16 protein-coding genes are annotated in these 17034 nt (G+C 72.6%); 7 read left to right on the forward strand and 9 right to left on the reverse strand.

Going from position 1 to position 17034, the window contains the following annotated elements; all coding sequences use genetic code 11:
- Nucleotides 1–39 precede the first annotated feature (39 nt).
- The 4 genes from ddaH (at nucleotide 40) to ACFY9E_RS21345 (ending at nucleotide 6156) form a co-directional block, all read left to right on the forward strand.
- Nucleotides 40–861 (forward strand): dimethylargininase, encoded by an 822-nt coding sequence (gene ddaH, locus ACFY9E_RS21330; RefSeq protein ID WP_390986225.1) that lies wholly within the window; start codon nucleotides 40–42, stop codon nucleotides 859–861.
- Nucleotides 858–2093, forward strand: coding sequence for an ornithine--oxo-acid transaminase (gene rocD, locus ACFY9E_RS21335; protein ID WP_390986228.1), 1236 nt, complete (start codon nucleotides 858–860; stop codon nucleotides 2091–2093). The genes ddaH and rocD overlap by 4 nt, the downstream gene beginning before the upstream one ends.
- A gap of 298 nt (nucleotides 2094–2391) precedes the next feature.
- Entirely contained in the window at nucleotides 2392–4851 is a 2460-nt protein-coding gene (locus tag ACFY9E_RS21340; protein WP_390986231.1) for a SpoIIE family protein phosphatase, read from the forward strand.
- Nucleotides 4852–4917: 66 nt separating this feature from the next.
- Entirely contained in the window at nucleotides 4918–6156 is a 1239-nt protein-coding gene (locus ACFY9E_RS21345) for a SpoIIE family protein phosphatase (protein ID WP_390986641.1), read from the forward strand.
- 1 nt (nucleotide 6157) lies between these two features.
- On the opposite strand, the gene ACFY9E_RS21350 is transcribed toward ACFY9E_RS21345, so the two are convergent.
- Complete coding sequence (locus ACFY9E_RS21350; protein ID WP_390986234.1) at nucleotides 6158–6613, reverse strand: RpiB/LacA/LacB family sugar-phosphate isomerase; 456 nt, start codon at nucleotides 6611–6613, stop codon at nucleotides 6158–6160.
- Nucleotides 6614–6966: 353 nt separating this feature from the next.
- On the opposite strand from ACFY9E_RS21350, the gene ACFY9E_RS21355 reads away from it, so the two are divergent.
- On the forward strand, nucleotides 6967–7683 hold the full coding sequence (locus ACFY9E_RS21355; RefSeq protein WP_390986236.1) for a 1-acyl-sn-glycerol-3-phosphate acyltransferase: 717 nt from the start codon (nucleotides 6967–6969) through the stop codon (nucleotides 7681–7683).
- A gap of 58 nt (nucleotides 7684–7741) precedes the next feature.
- Nucleotides 7742–8773, forward strand: coding sequence for an NAD-dependent epimerase/dehydratase family protein (locus ACFY9E_RS21360; protein ID WP_390986238.1), 1032 nt, complete (start codon nucleotides 7742–7744; stop codon nucleotides 8771–8773).
- 49 nt (nucleotides 8774–8822) lie between these two features.
- Here the strand turns inward: ACFY9E_RS21360 and ACFY9E_RS21365 are convergent, their stop codons facing one another.
- From ACFY9E_RS21365 to ACFY9E_RS21400, 8 genes are all read right to left on the reverse strand, one after another.
- Nucleotides 8823–10424, reverse strand: a complete 1602-nt coding sequence (locus tag ACFY9E_RS21365; protein ID WP_390986241.1) for an alpha/beta fold hydrolase — start codon at nucleotides 10422–10424, stop codon at nucleotides 8823–8825.
- 130 nt (nucleotides 10425–10554) lie between these two features.
- The gene (locus ACFY9E_RS21370) at nucleotides 10555–11331 is read right to left on the reverse strand and encodes an urease accessory protein UreD (protein WP_390986244.1); all 777 of its coding nucleotides are present in this window, start codon (nucleotides 11329–11331) and stop codon (nucleotides 10555–10557) included.
- Complete coding sequence (gene ureG / locus ACFY9E_RS21375) at nucleotides 11328–12005, reverse strand: urease accessory protein UreG (protein WP_390986247.1); 678 nt, start codon at nucleotides 12003–12005, stop codon at nucleotides 11328–11330. Before ureG ends, ACFY9E_RS21370 begins: the two co-directional genes overlap by 4 nt.
- A 63-nt stretch (nucleotides 12006–12068) precedes the next feature.
- The gene (locus tag ACFY9E_RS21380; protein WP_390986249.1) at nucleotides 12069–12743 is read right to left on the reverse strand and encodes an urease accessory UreF family protein; all 675 of its coding nucleotides are present in this window, start codon (nucleotides 12741–12743) and stop codon (nucleotides 12069–12071) included.
- Nucleotides 12744–12753: 10 nt separating this feature from the next.
- Nucleotides 12754–14475, reverse strand: coding sequence for an urease subunit alpha (locus ACFY9E_RS21385; RefSeq protein ID WP_390986251.1), 1722 nt, complete (start codon nucleotides 14473–14475; stop codon nucleotides 12754–12756).
- Entirely contained in the window at nucleotides 14468–14779 is a 312-nt protein-coding gene (locus tag ACFY9E_RS21390) for an urease subunit beta (RefSeq protein ID WP_390986254.1), read from the reverse strand. Before ACFY9E_RS21390 ends, ACFY9E_RS21385 begins: the two co-directional genes overlap by 8 nt.
- A gap of 13 nt (nucleotides 14780–14792) precedes the next feature.
- Nucleotides 14793–15095 (reverse strand): urease subunit gamma, encoded by a 303-nt coding sequence (locus ACFY9E_RS21395; RefSeq protein WP_390986257.1) that lies wholly within the window; start codon nucleotides 15093–15095, stop codon nucleotides 14793–14795.
- A gap of 113 nt (nucleotides 15096–15208) precedes the next feature.
- Nucleotides 15209–15856 carry a TetR family transcriptional regulator gene (locus ACFY9E_RS21400; protein WP_390986260.1) on the reverse strand — a complete coding sequence of 216 codons (648 nt, stop codon included), beginning with the start codon at nucleotides 15854–15856 and terminating at the stop codon, nucleotides 15209–15211.
- A 129-nt stretch (nucleotides 15857–15985) separates the two neighbouring features.
- Between ACFY9E_RS21400 and ACFY9E_RS21405 the strand changes: the two genes are divergently transcribed.
- Nucleotides 15986–16978, forward strand: a complete 993-nt coding sequence (locus ACFY9E_RS21405) for an ABC transporter permease (protein ID WP_390986262.1) — start codon at nucleotides 15986–15988, stop codon at nucleotides 16976–16978.
- Nucleotides 16979–17034: the final 56 nt, after the last annotated feature.

Genomic DNA, 17034 nt, shown 5'->3' on the forward strand with positions numbered 1-17034 from the left:
CACCAGTCACACACCGTGAGGAAGCGGAGGGACCCCTCTGTGCCCGACTCCCGTGTGCCGCGCCGGCGGCGCTACCTCGTCTGCGAACCCAGACACTTCGCCGTGCAGTACGCGATCAACCCGTGGATGCACCCCGACGAACCCGTCGACGTCATCCGCGCCCTGGACCAGTGGCAGGCGCTGGTCGACGTCTACCGTGCCCACGGCCATACCGTGGACACCGTGAAACCCGTTCCCGGTCTGCCCGACATGGTCTTCGCCGCCAACGCGGCGGTCGTGGTCGACGGCCGCGTCTTCGGCTCCCTCTTCCACGCGCCCGAGCGCCGTCCCGAGTCCGTGCCGTACGAGGCGTGGTTCAAGGCGGAGGGCTACGAGGTCTATCACCCCGAGTCGGTGTGCGAGGGCGAGGGCGACCTGGTGCCGGCCGGGCGCTGGATCCTGGCCGGGACGGGCTTCCGCACGACCCGGGAAGCCCACAGCGAGGTGCAGGAGTACTTCGGGACGCCGGTGATCAGCCTGAAGCTGGTGGATCCGTACTTCTACCACCTGGACACGGCACTGTTCGTCCTCGACGAGGAGAACATCGCCTACTACCCCGAGGCGTTCTCGCCGGGCAGCCGAGAGGTGCTGGCCCGGATGTACCCGGACGCGGTGCTCGCCACCCGCGAGGACGCGATGGCGTTCGGGCTCAACTCCGTCTCCGACGGGCGCCATGTGTTCATCTCACCAGGGGCGACGGCCCTGGCCGAGCAGCTCTCCAGCCGTGGCTATGTCCCCGTCCCCGTCGACCTGTCCGAGTTCCAGAAGGCCGGTGGCGGCATCAAGTGCTGCACCCAGGAGATCCGGGAGATCCGCCCATGACCGCACCCGTCCGCACCGGCGACCCGCAGGGGACGCGGGGCTCCGAGGAGCTGATCCGCGCCGAGGAGCCGGTCCTCGCGCACAACTACCATCCGCTGCCCGTCGTCGTGGCCCGCGCCGAGGGCACCTGGGTGGAGGACGTCGAGGGCCGGCGCTACCTCGACATGCTGGCCGGCTACTCGGCGCTCAACTTCGGCCACCGGCACCCGGCGCTGATCGAGGCGGCCCACCGCCAGCTCGACCGGCTGACGCTCACCTCGAGGGCCTTCCACAACGACCGGCTCGCCGAGTTCGCGGAGCGGCTGGCCGCGCTGACCGGCATGGACATGGTGCTGCCCATGAACACCGGCGCGGAGGCGGTGGAGAGCGGGGTGAAGGTGGCCCGCAAGTGGGCCTACGACGTCAAGGGCGTACCGGCCGACCGGGCGACGATCATGGTCGCGGCGGACAACTTCCACGGGCGTACGACGACGATCGTCAGCTTCTCCACGGACGAGACGGCGCGGGCGGGCTTCGGGCCGTTCACGCCCGGCTTCCGGGTGGTGCCGTACAACGACCTGGCCGCGATGGAGGCGGCGGTCGACGAGACGACGGCGGCGGTGCTGATCGAGCCGATCCAGGGCGAGGCGGGGGTGATCATCCCCGACGACGGCTATCTGGCGGGCGTGCGGGAGCTGACCCGCCGCAAGGGCTGTCTGTTCATCGCGGACGAGATCCAGTCCGGGCTCGGCCGCACGGGCCGCACACTGGCGGTCGAGCACGAGCCGGTGGTACCGGACGTGCTGCTGCTGGGCAAGGCGCTGGGTGGCGGGATCGTGCCGGTGTCGGCGGTGGTCGGGCGCCGGGAGGTGCTCGGGGTGCTGCACCCCGGGGAGCACGGCTCGACGTTCGGCGGCAATCCCCTGGCGGCGGCGGTCGGTACGGCGGTGGTGGAACTGCTGGAGACGGGTGAGTTCCAGCGCCGGGCGGCCGAGCTGGGCATGATCCTGCGCGACGGCCTGACAGCGCTGGTCGGCAAGGGCGTGGTCGGCTTCCGCTCGCGCGGGCTGTGGGCGGGGGTGGACGTCGACCCCGCGCTCGGCACGGGCCGTGAGATCAGTGAGCGGCTCATGCGGGAGGGAATCCTGGCGAAGGACACCCACGGGTCGACGATCCGCCTGGCCCCGCCGCTCACCATCACGGCCGAGGAGCTGCGGGGGGCGCTCGCAGCGCTGGAGAAGGCACTGGGGTAAGCGGCCCGGCCGCCACCGGGGTGGGGAGCGGCGCGGTCAGCCCCTCCCCAGGGGGCCGCGGGGCGGGCTTGAGCGGATGCCCCGGCGGCGGCCTCTCAGCAGGACGTCGGCGACGCCGCGCAGACGCTACGTCGGCCTGCCCGTGGCCTGTCGTCCCCCCTGCCGGTCGAGATCACGCGGGGCCGCGAGTGGAAACGCCCCCACCCCACCGGCCCCGCCCAGGCCGCCCGGTGTCGCCGGAAGGGTGAAGATTGGGGCAAGAGGTGGTAGACCACTCTCAGCGACAGAGAGGTCGGCCGTGGGCGCAGACGAGGAGTACGGCGTTGCCCGGCAGCGGTTCGACGTGGCCGACGCGGCGCCCCTGTTGCTCGATCCACAGGGCGTGGTGACGGGCTGGACCAGCGGTGCCCGGCGGCTGCTGGCGTATCCGGCTTCCGAGGCGGTCGGCAGGAAACTGGCCGATCTGCTGGTCGCCGAGGACGCGCAGCGCGTGCCGGACCTGGTCGAGCGGTGCCGCAGGGACGGCGGTTGGACGGGGCTGCTGACGGCCCGCCGCAGGGACGGGCAGCCGGTGAAGGTCGTGGCCCGGATCGCCTCGGCCGAGGAGGCGCACGGCGGGGCGCGCTGGCTGATGCTCCTGTCGGAGCTGGCCGACGCCCCCGGCTGGGACATGAGCCGTACGGTCCTGGAACAGATGACGGCGGGCGCCCCGGTCGGTATCGCGATCGTGGACACGGAGCTGCGCTTCGTGTGGTCGAACGCCGCCCTGGAGCAGTTCGGCGGCGGTCCGGCGGCGCGACGGCTCGGTCTGCGCTTCGCGGACGTCCAGCCGGGGATGAACGCCCAGGCGGTCGAGGCGCAGATGCGGCACGTGCTGGAGACCGGTGAGGCGGTGATCGGTTACGAGCACGTGGGTCACGTGCGCTCGGCACCGTTGCGCGAGACGGCGCACATGCTGTCGTTCACCCGGCTCGAGGACGACCGGGGCCATCCGATCGGCGTGTACTACACGGTCGTCGACATGACCGAGCGGCACCGCGCGCGGCAGCGGCTGGCGCTGCTCGACCGGGCCGGCCAGAGCATCGGCCGCAGCCTGGACCTCAATCGCACCGCCCAGGAACTCGCGGACGTGGCCGCGCCGGGGCTGGCCGACTTCGTCACCGTGGACCTGCTGGAGTCGGTGCTGCGGGGGGCCGAGCCGGCTCCCGGACCGCTCGCGGAGTCGCAGGAGCCGGTGGAACTGCGCCGCGCCGGATACCGGTCCGCGCAGGACGACCTCACGGAGGCCGTCATCGCGATCGGCGAGGTGGTCGCCTTCCGGGCCGGGACGCCCCCCTTCCGTTGTCTGGCCACGGGGCGGTCCTGGCGTGAGGAGCGGCTCGACCCGCTGATCCGGGACTGGACCACGGACACCCCGAGCGGGCGCAGGGCCACGTTCGGGGAGCTGGGACTGCACAGCGTGATGGCCGTGCCGATCCGCTCGCGCGGCACGACGCTGGGCATCACGACCTTCTACCGGCGCCACCACCGGGAGCCCTTCGACGAGGAGGACCTGCGGCTGGCCGAGGACGTCGTCGCCCGCGCGGCCGTCTGTGTGGACAACGCCCGCCGCTACACCCGGGAGCGGGACGCCGCGCTCGTCCTGCAGCGCAGTCTGCTTCCCCACCGGCTGCCCGAGCAGGACGCCGTGGAGGTCGCCGCGTGCTACCGGCCGGCCGACGAGCTGACCGGACTCGGCGGCGACTGGTACGACCTCATCCCGCTGTCCGGGGCGCGTGTCGCGCTGGTCGTGGGCGAGGTGCCCGGGCACGGCATCGACGCCGCGGCGGCCATGGGACAGCTGCGGACCGCCGTACGGACGCTGGCGGCTCTGGATCTGCCGCCCGAGGAGGTGCTGGCGCATCTCGACGACCTGGTGGCGCGGTCGGCGCGGGAGGAGGGTGCCGAGCCCGGCACGGTCGGCGCCGCGGGCACGCAGTGCGTGGGCTCCGGATGCCTTTACGTCGTCTACGACCCGGTCGACGGCGGCTGCGCGATGGCCGCGGCGGGGCATCCCGCACCGGCCGTGGTGCTGCCCGACGGCTCGGTCGTGTTCGTCGAGCTGCCGCAGGGGCCGCCGCTCGGCGTGGGCGGCCCGCCCTTCGAGGCGGTCGAGCTGTCCCTCGCGGAGGGCAGCACGCTCGCGCTGCACACCGACGGGCTGCTGGCCCGGGGCGAGACGTGGGCCGTCGACGCGGGCCGGGAGCGGCTGCGCCGGGCACTGGAGCGGGCGGGCCCGCTGGAGTCGCACTGCAGGGCCGTGGTCGACGCGCTGGTCCCGGCCCGCCCGTACGACGACGTGGCGCTGCTGATGGCCCGGACGAAGCGTCTCGGGACCGAGCAGGTCGCGGCCTGGGAACTGCCCTCGGACCCGGCCGTGGTCGCCGACGCCCGCCGCACGGCCACCCGGCAGCTCGCGCACTGGGGCCTGGACGAGCTGGCCTTCACCACGGAGCTGGTGGTGAGCGAGCTGGTCACCAACGCCATCCGGTACGCCACCGGGACCATCCGGCTGCGGCTGATCCGGGAACGCGCCCTGATGTGCGAGGTTTTCGACGGCGGTGCCACCGCGCCCCATCTGCGTCATCCCCGTACGACGGACGAGGGCGGACGCGGGCTGCTGCTGGTCTCCCAGCTCACGCAGCGGTGGGGCACGCGGTTCGTTCCCGAAGGGAAGATCATCTGGGCCGAGCAGTCCCTGACGGACCTCCCCGGATGAAGCCGCTTGAGGATCCTCCATACCATGCGAAACTGGTGTGATCCCGGCGGCGGTGAGGCGGCAGCCATGGCGGACACGGCGATCGACTACGGGGCGGTGTTCAAGGCCCTGCCCGGCATGGTGGCGCTTCTGACACCCGACCTGGTGTACGCGGATGTCAACGAGGAGTTCGTCCGCGTGTCCGGCCGCTCGCGGGTGCAGCTGATCGGCAAGTACCTGTTCGACGTCTTCCCGGACAACCCGACCGACCCGGCCGCGTCGGGCATGCGCAACCTGGAGGCCTCGCTGTACCGCGTCCTGGCCACGGGGGAACGCGACACCATGGCCCTGCAGCGCTACGACATCGAGGATCCCGAGCGGCCCGGCGAGTGGCAGAAGCGCTACTGGAGCCCGGTGAACGCGCCGCTGCTCGGCCCGGACGGCAGGGTCGCGCTGATCCTGCACCGCGTGGAGGAGGTCACGGAACTGATCCGGGCCCGGGGCGGCGCTCCGGGGAACCGGGGCAGCCGGGCCCGGGTGCTGGAGGCCGAGCTGTACACCCGCGCCCGGGAGCTGCAGGAGCTCAACGAGCGGCTGCGCCAGGCCCACTCCCGGGAGCGCGAGGTGGCCTTGGCCTTGCAGGAGGCGATGCTGCCCGCCCCCCGGCAGGTCGGGCACCACCGGGCCGCCGTCCGGTACCGGCCCGCCGTGGGCGCGCTCAACGTGTGCGGGGACTGGTACGACCTGGTCGATCTGGTGGGCGGCGACCGCATCGGTGTGTCCGTGGGCGACGTGGTCGGGCACGGGCTGGCGGCGGCCGGTGTGATGGGCCAGTTGCGCAGTGCCCTCAGCGCGGCCTCCCGGGTCTCAGCGGGGCCGGCCCAGGCCCTGGACGTGCTGGGGCGCTACGCCCATGTGATCGACGGGGCCGAGTCGGCGACCGCCGTGACGACCTTCATCGACTGCGACCGCCACGTCATCACGTACAGCAGCGCCGGTCATCCCCCGCCCGTGCTCGTCCACGCCGACGGCCGCACGGAGTTTCTGGATCGGGCCACGGACACGCCGCTCGACGCCCGCCCGGACCCGATCCGCAGGCCCCAGGCCGAGACGACGTTCTCGCCGGGCGCGACGCTCGTGCTCTACACCGACGGCCTGATCGAACGGCGGCGCGAGGACATCGACACGGGCCTGGACCGGCTCGCGGACGCCCTGCGCGACCATCGGGACCAGGATCCCGAGACCCTCGCGGACACCGTGCTGTCGGAGTTGCTGCCGCCCGGCGGCGCCACCGACGACACCGCGCTGATCATCGTGCGTCTGTGAGCTACATGCGGGTCTTGCCGTGGTCCAGCAGCCGGACACGGTCGATGTTCTGCCGGTCCTCGGCGTCCGCGCTGGGCTCTCCGGCGAACCACGCGTCGAGGATCTCCGTCAGCAGCGGCTGCGACGTCAGCCGCAGGCTGAGCGCGAGCACGTTGGCGTCGTTCCAGCGGCGTGCCCCGTCGGCCGTGTACGCGTCCGTGCACAGGGCGGCCCGTACGCCGGGCACCTTGTTGGCGGCGATCGAGGCGCCCGTGCCGGTCCAGCAGCAGACCACCGCCTGGTCGGCCGTGCCGTCGGCGACCTCGCGGGCCGCGGCCTCGGAGCACACCGCCCACTGCGGGTCGTCCCCCGGGCGCAGCGCGCCGTGCGGGCGCACCTCGTGTCCCCGCTCGCGCAGGGCGGCCACGAGGGAGCGGGCGACGGGTTCGTCCATGTCCGAGGAAACAGAGATCCGCATGCTGGCAGGTTACTCGCCGGGGCGGCGCGGGCCACCGGCCCACAACGGCTGCCCGCCCGCAAGAGCCGCAGGCCCGCCACGCACCACCGCCATCGCGCCACGCCCCCCGTTCGGCTTGCCCGTCACCCGGGCGGCGCAGCACGCTGGTCCCGTGGTTCTCCCCAGCCGCACGAGCACCACCGGAACGCCCCTTCTTGACTGACCATCAGTCAATTGGCGAAGGATCTGTGCGGCCCGGCCGCACGAGGTGCCCGGTGGCCACGCCTGCACCTACACTGGCACCCCACGACATGCCGGTTGACCTGCTGGAACGCGGCGGTTGAGTCCACCGCGAGAGTCGAGGAGCGCCCGCTTTGTTCTACTACCTGCTGAAATACGTGCTGCTGGGCCCGCTGCTGAGACTGGTCTTCCGGCCTCGGATAGAGGGCCTGGAGCACGTTCCCGCGGAGGGCGCCGCCATCATCGCCGGCAACCACCTGTCGTTCTCGGACCACTTCCTGATGCCCGCGATCCTCAAGCGCCGCATCACCTTCCTCGCGAAGGCCGAGTACTTCACGGGTCCGGGCGTCAAGGGCCGCCTGACGGCCTTCTTCTTCCGCAGCGCGGGCCAGATCCCGGTCGACCGCTCCGGCAAGGACGCGGGCCAGGCGGCGATCCGCGAGGGCCTCGGCGTGCTGAGCAAGGACGAGCTGCTCGGCATCTACCCCGAGGGCACCCGCTCGCACGACGGCCGCCTCTACAAGGGCAAGGTCGGGGTGGCGGTGATGGCGCTGAAGGCCGGCGTCCCGGTGATCCCCTGCGCCATGATCGGCACCTTCGAGGCCCAGCCGCCCGGCAAGGTCATCCCCAACATCCACCCCGTCGTGATCCGCTTCGGCGAGCCCCTCGACTTCTCCCGCTACGAGGGCATGGAGCACGAGAAGGCCGTTCTGCGCGCCATCACCGACGAGATCATGTACGCGATCCTCTCCCTGTCCGAGCAGGAGTACGTCGATCGGTACGCGGCCGTGGTGAAGGCCGAGGAGGACGCCACCAAGGAGCGCAAGTTCCGGCGCATGCCCCTGCGTTGAGCTCTGCTGTCGGCAGAGGCCGGTTCCCGGCCGGCCTGCGGCGATCTACGGTCGCGGCATGAGACGTGCGGTGGTGATCGGGGCAGGCGGGCAGATCGGGAAGCCGGCGGTGAGGGCGCTGGCGCGGGACGGCTGGGAGGTGACGGCCGCCTCACGCGGCGGCGGCCGGGACGAGAACTGGCCCGGCGAGGTGCGGACACGACGGCTGGACCGCGAGGACGACGCGGCGCTCGACGCACTGATCGGCGACGGCTGCGACCTCGTGGTCGACATCGTCGCCTACGGGGCCCGGCACGCACGGCAGCTGACGCACCGGGCCGACCGGATCGGCTCGGCCGTGGTGGTGTCGAGCGTGTCGGTGTACGAAGACGGCAAGGGCCGCGGCTTCGACACCATGGGTGAGCCGGACGGCCTCCCGCGGTACCCCGTACCGATCGCGGAGGACCAGATCACGGTCCCGCCGGGGGACGCCACGTACAGCACCCGCAAGGTGGCCCTGGAGCGTGAACTCCTGGCGGCGGGCGACCGGTTGCCCACGACCGTGCTGCGCCCGGGGGCGATCCACGGACCGTGCAGCCCGCTCCCCCGGGAGCTGTACTTCGTCAAGCGGAACCTCGACGGCCGGCGCAGGCGGGTGCTCGCCTTCCGGGGCGAGAGCCTCTTCCACACCTCGGCCGCCCGCAACGTCGCCGAACTGATCCGCCTTGCGGCGGCCCGGCCGGGCTCGCGGGTCCTCAACGCCTGCGATCCGCGGCCGCCGACCGCGGTGGAGATCGGGGCGGCTGTGGACGCGGCCATGGGAGTGGAGACGGAGACCGTCCTGCTGGACGGACCGGCGCAGGCATCCGTGGGCGGCTCGCCCTGGTCGGTGGAGCTGCCGGTGGTGTGCGACATGTCCGCAGCGGAACGGGAGCTGGGCTACCGGCCGGTCGTCCGCTACCCGGACAGCCTGCCGGAGACGGTCGAGTGGCTCGTCCGCCGGCTGTCCGAGCAGGACTGGCGGGAGGCGTTCCCCACCCTCGCCCGCGCCTACCCGGACCTCTTCGACTACGCCGCCGAGGACGCCTGGTTCGCGGCACGGCAGGCATGAGGAAGGGGCGGCCGGTGTCCCGGCCGCCCCCCACCACCGTACGGATGTGCTACGGCTTCGGCGTGGCGTGCGGCGCGCAGGTCACGTCGGCGCCGTCCAGCTTGCCGGTGAGCAGGTAGCTGTCCACCCGGGGGTTGATGCACGGGTTGACCAGGCTGGTGACGCCGTGGGAGCCCGCGTCCTTCTCCGTGATCAGGCGGGAGCCCTTGAACCGCTTGTGCAGCTCCACGGCGCCCTCGTACGGCGTGGCCGCGTCACGCTCGGACTGGACGATGAGCACGCCGGGCAGGCCCTTGCCTGTCTTGACGTTCACCGGCGTCTGCTGCTTGGCCGGCCAGGTGGCGCACGGCAGGTTCATCCAGGCGTTGGCCCAGGTCATGAAGGGGTGGTCGCGGTGCAGCCGGGTGTTGTCCCGGTCCCAGGTGCGCCAGCTGGTGGGCCACTTGGCGTCGGCGCACTCCACGGCCGTGTAGACGGCGTTGCCGTTCTCCGAGGCCGCGTTGCCCGCCGTGTCGGACAGGTCCGGGGCGGCGGCGTCGACGAGCGCCTGGGTGTCGCCGGCGACGTACTTGCTGAAGACCGACGCGACCGGCGCCCAGGAGGAGTCGTAGTACGGGGCGCTCTGGAAGAAGGAGATGAGCTCGGCCGGGCCGACGACCCCGCCGATCGGGTTCTTCTTCGCGGTGGCGCGCAGCTGCAGCCACTTCGCCTGGACGGCGGCACGGGTGGTGCCGAGGTGGTAGGTCGCGTCGTTCTGGGCGACCCAGTCCTGCCAGTCCTTCCAGCGGCCCTCGAACGCGACGTCCTGGTCCAGGTTGGCCTGGTACCAGATCTTGTCCCGGGACGGGTTGACGACGCTGTCGACGACCATCCGGCGCACGTGGCCGGGGAAGAGGGTGCCGTAGACGGCGCCCAGGTAGGTCCCGTAGGAGACGCCGAGGAAGTTGAGCTTCTTCTCGCCGAGCGCGGCGCGGATGACGTCGAGGTCGCGCGCGGTGTTCGGCGTGGTCATGTGCGGCAGCATCGCGCCGCTGCGCTCCTGGCAGCCCTCGGCGTACTCGCGGGCCAGCTTGCGCTGGGCGAGCTTGTCGGCCTCGGAGTCGGGCACCGGGTCGGCCTTGGGCGCCTTGACGAACTCCTGCGGGTCGACGCAGGAGATGGGCGTGGACTTGCCGACGCCGCGCGGGTCGAAGCCGACGAAGTCGTAGGCCTTGGCCGCGTTGGCCCAGACGGCGTTCTTGTTGGTGACCCGGGCCGGGAAGCGCAGTCCGGAGCCACCGGGGCCGCCGGGGTTGTAGATGAGCGCGCCCTGCCGCTCGGCCTTGGTGCCCGTGTTGCCGATGCGGTCGACGGCGAGCTTGATCTGCTTGCCGTGGGGCTTGGCGTAGTCGAGCGGCACGGTGACGTACCCGCACTGGATCGGCTTGGCCAGGTTCCAGTCGGCGGGGCAGTCCTGCCAGTCGATGCCGGCCTTCGCGGCCCGGGCGGCGGCGATCGCGGTGCCGCGGGCCTCCCGGTCCTGGCCATGGCCGCTGCCCGCGCTCGCGTTCGCGGTGGGCGCCGCGACGGCGCCGGCTATCAGCGTGGCCGTGACGAGCGCGCCGGCCGAACCGAGCGCCGCCACCCGCCTCTTCGGTCTCGAACCCCTCAAGGGGGACCTCCCCGTACCTTGTTGCGATCAGTACGGGGGATCCTCTCGTTTGTGAGGTCCCTGACAACAGGGTCGGGCGGCCTTCTTTGCCAATCCGATAAACGGAGAGCCGATTCTGCTCTACGGACGGCTACGGTCGAGGAGTGAGGGACGCCAGGCTCTCGTCGAGCAGCCGCCGCAGCCGCAGGGCGTCCGGCGCCACCGCCGTCACCAGCGCGGCGGGCCCGGCGAGCGGCACCACCGAGGCCCCCTCCCCCAGCATCCTGGCCGTCACCGGCTCGGCGGCGAACTCCGGTCGCACCACGATCAGTTGACCGACCGCGCGATGTCCCGCCAGCACCGCCGGCCCGTCCCAGCCGCCCGGCGCGCCGGGACCGCAGGCCAGCTCCTGGTCGAGCACGGCCCGCCCGGCGACCCGCACGGTCAGACGGCTCGTGAGCCGCCCGGGTTCCTCTCCGGCCCGCCCGAGCACCTGCTCCTCACGCAGTACGAGCCGGGCCGTGGCGGCGAGCTCGACGCGGGTGCCCACATACAGGTCGCTGCCCCGGGCGGAGATCAACTGCTCGGGCAGCCAGTTCAGTTCGGCCTGGTCGGCGACCTCGATCCGCACGTCGTAGCGGGCGTCGCCCTTCGCCTGGCCGGGCAGTGCGATGGTGGCGGCGGCCGATCCGACGGACAGCCGCGCTCCCTCTTCCACCCGGGCCTGAACGGTGAAGTGGTCCCCGCCGAGCGGTCCGCTCATCGCACCGACCAGCATGACCCGCGCCTCGGAGCCGGTGGCCCGGGTGCGCCGCAGCGCCAGGGGCCCGTCGCTCTCCAGCACGGGCAGCGATGTTCCGCCCCGCCCGTCGTCACGGGCGACGATCCGCGCGAGGGACCGCACCCCGGCGCCGGCGCGCCCGCTCATGCCGTCCACGCGGCGAGCCGCGCACGCACCCACGCGGCGACGTCCGCCACCCCGGCCTCGCTCCGCAACGACTGGAAGACGACCGGCAGTTCGGCACGCTGTGCCTTGGCGTCGGCGGCCATCCGGGCCAGGTCGGAGCCGACGTACGGGGCGAGGTCGGTCTTGTTGACGACGAGCAGATCGGCGGTGGTCACGCCCGGTCCTCCCTTGCGCGGGATGTCGTCGCCCCCGGCCACGTCGATGACGAAGATCTGCGCGTCGACGAGCCCCTTGGAGAAGGTCGCGGTGAGGTTGTCCCCGCCGGACTCCACGAGGACCAGGTCCAGCGGCCCGATCGCGTCCTCCAGGTCCTCCACCGCCTCCAGGTTCGCGGAGATGTCGTCCCGGATCGCGGTGTGCGGGCAGGCCCCCGTCTCCACGGCGGTGATCCGCTCGGGCGGCAGCACGGCCTCACGGAGCAGGAACTCGGCGTCCTCGCGCGTGTAGATGTCGTTGGTGACGACGGCGAGCGACAGCTCGTCCCGCAGCGCCCGGCAGAGCGCGGCGACGGTGGCGGTCTTCCCGGACCCCACGGGGCCGCCGAGCCCGATGCGCAGGGCACGGCGGCGGCCGTCGGGGCGCAGGGCGTCGGCGCTGACGGCGGCGGGGCCCTGGTGGGTGTGGTCGAGGTGCATGGGAGCGACTCCTCCGTTGGTGTCCGACTGATGCGGGTGGGTGCTGAAGGGCCCGGTGGCCGTCTAGGAGGCGAACAGCCGCACGGCCCACCCCGCGTGGGCCTCAGCCCCGATCTCCAGCAGTGGCGCCGACCCCGCCGGCAACGCGTCGACTCCCTCGTCGACGACCCGGCGCGCCGCCTCCACCGCCCGGTCCACGACCTGGTCGACCTCCGGCGCCAGCCGGGCCAGGACGCCCGTCGCGTCGAACGGGTCCAGACTCAGCAGCCGCACCGTCGCCGACGCGGGCCCGCTCACGCTCTCGTACGCCGCGCAGTACGCCGCGTCCACCGGGCCCAGTCCCGCCGCCCGGGCGGCCAGCCCCAGCACCACCGGCTGGTGCGCGCCCTTGGGGAACTTCCTCCCGAGCGCGTCCAGTTCGGCGGACGGCCAGGTCGCCCGCGCGGCCCGCAGCAACTGCCGCCCCAGCTTCCGGGCGGCGGACCGCAGCGCGGGCGACGGCGTCCGCGCGTCCGCGGCACGGTCCAGCGCGACGGGATCGATCCCGAGCGCCGCGGCCGCGGACAGCCCCGCCGCCACCAGCCCCGCCGTGTGCAACCGGCCACGGCAGAACTCGCCCAGGCTCGCCGCCCCGCTGATCCGCCGGGCCTTGACCGCCGCCTCGGCACCCCCGGAGTGCGCGTGCCCTCCGGCGGGGAACCGCCCGTCGGCCAGGACGAGAAGCGCTGCTCGCGACATCAGACCACCCTCAGAACAGGAAGTACCGCTGAGCCATGGGCAGTTCGGCCGCCGGTGCCGCCTCGACCAGCTCCCCGTCGATGTGCACGGCGAAGCTGTCGGGGTCGACCCGCACCTCGGGCCGCGCGTCGTTCTCCCGCATGTCGGCCTTGGTGACCCCACGCGTCGACTCGATCGCCACGAACCGCTTCCCGAGCCCCAGCCGTTCCGGCAGCCCGGCCTCCACGGCCAGGGGCGCCACGAAGTTGACGGAGTTGGAGGCGGGCGCCCGTCCGATGGCCCCGTACATCGGCCGCGGCAGGATCGGCTGCGGCGTGGGGATCGAGGCGTTCGCGTCGCCCATTTGCGCGTACGCGATCTGCCCGCCCTTGATGACGAGCTGCGGCTTCACACCGAAGAACGCCGGCTCCCACAGCACCAGGTCGGCCAGCTTGCCGCTCTCCACCGATCCGATCTCACGGGCCAGGCCCTGGGCGAGCGCGGGGTTGATCGTGTACTTGGCGACATAGCGACGTACTCGGTGATTGTCGGCCCGTCCGTCGCCGGGCAGTGCGCCCCGCCGTCGCTTCATCACATGCGCGGTCTGCCAGGTCCGCATGACGACCTCTCCGACGCGCCCCATGGCCTGGGAGTCGGAGGAGATGATCGAGATCGCGCCCAGGTCGTGCAGCACGTCCTCCGCCCCGATCGTGGAGGGCCGGATCCGGGACTCGGCGAAGGCCAGGTCCTCCGGCACCGCGGGGTTGAGGTGGTGGCACACCATCAGCATGTCGAGGTGTTCCTCGGCGGTGTTGACGGTGAACGGCCGGGTGGGGTTCGTGGAGCTCGGCAGCACGTACGACTCGGAGACCACGGTCATGATGTCCGGCGCGTGACCGCCGCCCGCGCCCTCGGTGTGGTACGCGTGGATGCCGCGCCCGGCGATGGCCGCGAGGGTGTCGCCGACGAACCCGGCCTCGTTGAGGGTGTCCGTGTGAATGGCGACCTGGATGCCCGTCCGCTCGGCGACGGTCAGCGCGGCGTCGATGACGGCCGGTGTGGAGCCCCAGTCCTCGTGCAGCTTCAGGCCGAGCGCGCCGCCCCGGATCTGCGACAGCATCGCCTCGTGGGAGACGGTGTTGCCCTTGCCGAGCAGTCCGATGTTGAGCGGGTGAGCCTCCATCGCCTCCAGCATCCGTGCGAGATGCCAGGGGCCGGGCGTCACCGTGGTGGCCTTGGAGCCCTCGGCCGGCCCCGTGCCGCCGCCGACGAGGGTCGTGATGCCGGAGGAGAGCGCCTCGTCGGCGATCTGCGGGCAGATGAAGTGGACGTGCGCGTCGATCGCGCCCGCCGTGAGGATCCGCCCGTTGCCGGCGATGATCTCGGTCTCGGGGCCGATGACCAGGTCCGGGTGGACGCCGTCCATGGTGTCGGGGTTGCCGGCCTTGCCGATGCCGGTGATCCGGCCGTCGCGGATGCCGATGTCGGCCTTGACGATCCCCCAGTGGTCGATGATCACCGCGCCGGTGATGACGGTGTCGGGGGTCCCTTCCGCACGCGTGGCACGCGCCTGTCCCATGGACTCGCGGATGACCTTGCCGCCGCCGAACACCGCCTCGTCACCGGCGAGGCCGGGACCGCCGGAACGGTCCTCCTCGATCTCGACCAGCAGGTCGGTGTCGGCGAGGCGGATCCGGTCGCCGGTCGTCGGGCCGAACAGGTCCGCGTACGCGGCGCGCGAGATCTCAGGCATCGAGGGCACCTCCGGTCTCCCCGCGCAGACCGGGAACCACACGGGCGCCGGCCAGCGGGACGAGTTCGACGTCGACGGGGATCCCGGGCTCGAAGCGCACGGCCGTGCCGGCGGCGACGTTCAGCCGCTTGCCGCGCGCGGCGGAGCGGTCGAACTCCAGGCCCGGGTTGGCCTCGGCGAAGTGGTAATGGGAACCGACCTGCACGGGCCGGTCGGCGGCGTTGAGGACGGTGAGACGGGTGACCTCGCTGCCCTCGTTGTAGACGATCGGGTCCTCGGCGAACAGGATCTCTCCGGGAATCACGGCTGCCTCCCCGTCAGACGATCGGCTCGTGGACGGTGACGAGCTTGGTGCCGTCCGGGAAGGTGGCCTCCACCTGCACGTCGTGGATCATCTCCGGGATGCCTTCCATGACGTCGTCCCTGCTCAGGATCGTGCGTCCCGAGGCCATGAGTTCCGCGACGGTCCGGCCGTCCCGCGCGCCTTCGAGGATGTGCGAGGTGATGAGCGCGACCGCCTCGGGGTGATTCAGCTTCAGGCCACGGGCGCGGCGCTTCTCGGCCACGTCGGCCGCCACGTGGATCAGCAGTCGTTCTTGCTCGTGCGGGGTCAGTTGCACGTCCCACCTCACAGTCCTCGCTCCGGGCCGTGCGGGGCCCGGCTGCCGCAGCCACGGGGCAAACTGCCAGGTGGCGTGGATCGGCAGGCTAATTGGACCGCGTTTCGGGCACGTTAACCGCGCTGTGATCCACCGGTCGCGGTGCCCTCGTCCCGCATGCCCGTCAGCGCCCGCAGCCCGTCCCGGAGGACCTCGACCGGGGCGGGCCCGAACAGGGACTGCTGTGCGATGAACCCGAGCACGGCGGCGATCATCGTGCGGGCCACGTGGTCCGGCGCCACATCCGCCCGCATCATCCCGGCCTCCTGGTAGCCCTCGACGATCCTCCCCCAGGCCGCGCGGACCGAGCCGTAGCCCTCCCGCAGGAGGGCCGCCAGTTCCTCGTTGCGCAGTGTCTCCGTCCACACCTGGATGACGAGCCGCGGGAACGCCGGCCGGCCGTCGACGACCAGGGATTCGCGGGCGGCGAGAGTCGAGCCGAGGACGGAGGCGACGAGTTCGTCCGGGGGTGGGGGTGGGCTCAGCCGCGCCGCCTCCTCGAAGGCCGCGCGGACCGAACCGAGCACTTCGGCGACGATCGCGCCGATCAGTTCCTCCTTGCCGCTGAAGTAGCGGTACACCGCCCCCGCCGACAGGTCGACCTCCTTCAGGACGTCCTGCATGGACGTGGCGTGGAAGCCGTTGCGGGCGAAGCAGAGCGCGGCGCCGTCGAGGATCTGGCGGCGGCGGGCGTCGAGATGTTCCTGGGACACGCGGGCCATGGTCCACAACGTAAAACGAATATTCATTCTTGACAAGACGCCGTGAGCGGAGCACGGTGACGACAGAGCAAAACGAACGATCCTTCTTTTTAGCGTCAGGGTTCTTTCCGCTCCCTCCAGGAGACCGTCATGCCTTCCCGCAACCGCCGCGTGATCGCGGTCGTCGTCCTCGTGCCCGTTCTGGCCGCCATCGCCCTGTGGGCCTTCGCCTGGCCGGCCTCCCGCATATCGCCCCGCGACCTCCCGCTGGGCGTGGCCGGACCGCCCGCCGCGGTGACCCAGGTGGAGCGGCAACTGGAGCGGCACGAGGGCGCCTTCGAGATCCACCGCTACGCCGACGAAGCCGCAGCCCGGGACGCCATCGAGGACCGGAGCGTGTACGGCGCGGTCGTGGTCACGCCACAGGGACCCGAACTGCTCACCGCGTCCGCGGCCGGACCGGCCGTCGCCCAGTTCCTCCAGCAGGCCATGGCGCAACAGGCCGCCGCCGGGGACCCGCAGATCAGGACGGTCGATGTCGTGCCCACCCCGGCCGGTGATCCGCGTGGCGCGGTGCTGAACGCCGCCGTACTACCGCTCGCCCTGGCCGGCATCGCGGCGGGCGCGGTGGTCACACTGCTGGGGCTGCGCGGCATCCGGGCCGTGCTCGCGCTGCTCGGCGCCTCGGCCCTGGTGGGCGTGGCCGCGGCCGGGATCGCGCACAGCTGGCTCGGGGCGCTCGGCGGCGACTGGTGGGCGGAGGCGGCGGTGCTCGCTCTGTCCACGCTGGCCGTCGGCGGTGCCGTCGCCGGACTCGCCGCCCTGGTCGGCCCCGCCGGCACGGGCATCGCGGCCGCCACGGTGATGCTGCTGGGCAACCCCTTCTCCGGCGCCACCTCGGCCCCGCAGATGCTGCCGGAGCCGGCCGGCGCGATCGGCCAGTGGCTGCCGCCGGGCGCGGGGACGACTGTGCTGCGCTCGGTGTCGTACTTCGACGGGGCGGCGGCGACCGGACCCGCCCTGACCCTGACCTGGTGGGCGGCGCTGGGCCTGTGTGCCGTGCTGTTCGGCAACGCGCTCCGGGCACGGAAGGCGGGCGGTGACCCCGCGGCCGACCGACGGGAACTCTCAGCCGTCGGCTGACCGCCACACCGGCGCGTGCGAGCGACCCCCGGAAAGCGGCCGTGTGTCCCCGCCAC

Source organism: Streptomyces sp. NPDC012466, from assembly GCF_042955215.1.
Lineage (GTDB): Bacteria > Actinomycetota > Actinomycetes > Streptomycetales > Streptomycetaceae > Streptomyces.

Bases quoted from the DNA above. Each gene is read 5' to 3' on its own strand.
- rocD (WP_390986228.1), top strand. From the start codon at position 858: ATGACCGCACCCGTCCGCACCGGCGACCCGCAGGGGACGCGGGGCTCC.
- ACFY9E_RS21345 (WP_390986641.1), top strand. From the start codon at position 4,918: ATGGCGGACACGGCGATCGACTACGGGGCGGTGTTCAAGGCCCTGCCC.
- ACFY9E_RS21350 (WP_390986234.1), bottom strand. From the start codon at position 6,613: ATGCGGATCTCTGTTTCCTCGGACATGGACGAACCCGTCGCCCGCTCC.
- ACFY9E_RS21360 (WP_390986238.1), top strand. From the start codon at position 7,742: ATGAGACGTGCGGTGGTGATCGGGGCAGGCGGGCAGATCGGGAAGCCG.
- ACFY9E_RS21370 (WP_390986244.1), bottom strand. From the start codon at position 11,331: ATGAGCGGGCGCGCCGGCGCCGGGGTGCGGTCCCTCGCGCGGATCGTC.
- ureG (WP_390986247.1), bottom strand. From the start codon at position 12,005: ATGCACCTCGACCACACCCACCAGGGCCCCGCCGCCGTCAGCGCCGAC.
- ACFY9E_RS21380 (WP_390986249.1), bottom strand. From the start codon at position 12,743: ATGTCGCGAGCAGCGCTTCTCGTCCTGGCCGACGGGCGGTTCCCCGCC.
- ACFY9E_RS21385 (WP_390986251.1), bottom strand. From the start codon at position 14,475: ATGCCTGAGATCTCGCGCGCCGCGTACGCGGACCTGTTCGGCCCGACG.
- ACFY9E_RS21400 (WP_390986260.1), bottom strand. From the start codon at position 15,856: ATGGCCCGCGTGTCCCAGGAACATCTCGACGCCCGCCGCCGCCAGATC.
- ACFY9E_RS21405 (WP_390986262.1), top strand. From the start codon at position 15,986: ATGCCTTCCCGCAACCGCCGCGTGATCGCGGTCGTCGTCCTCGTGCCC.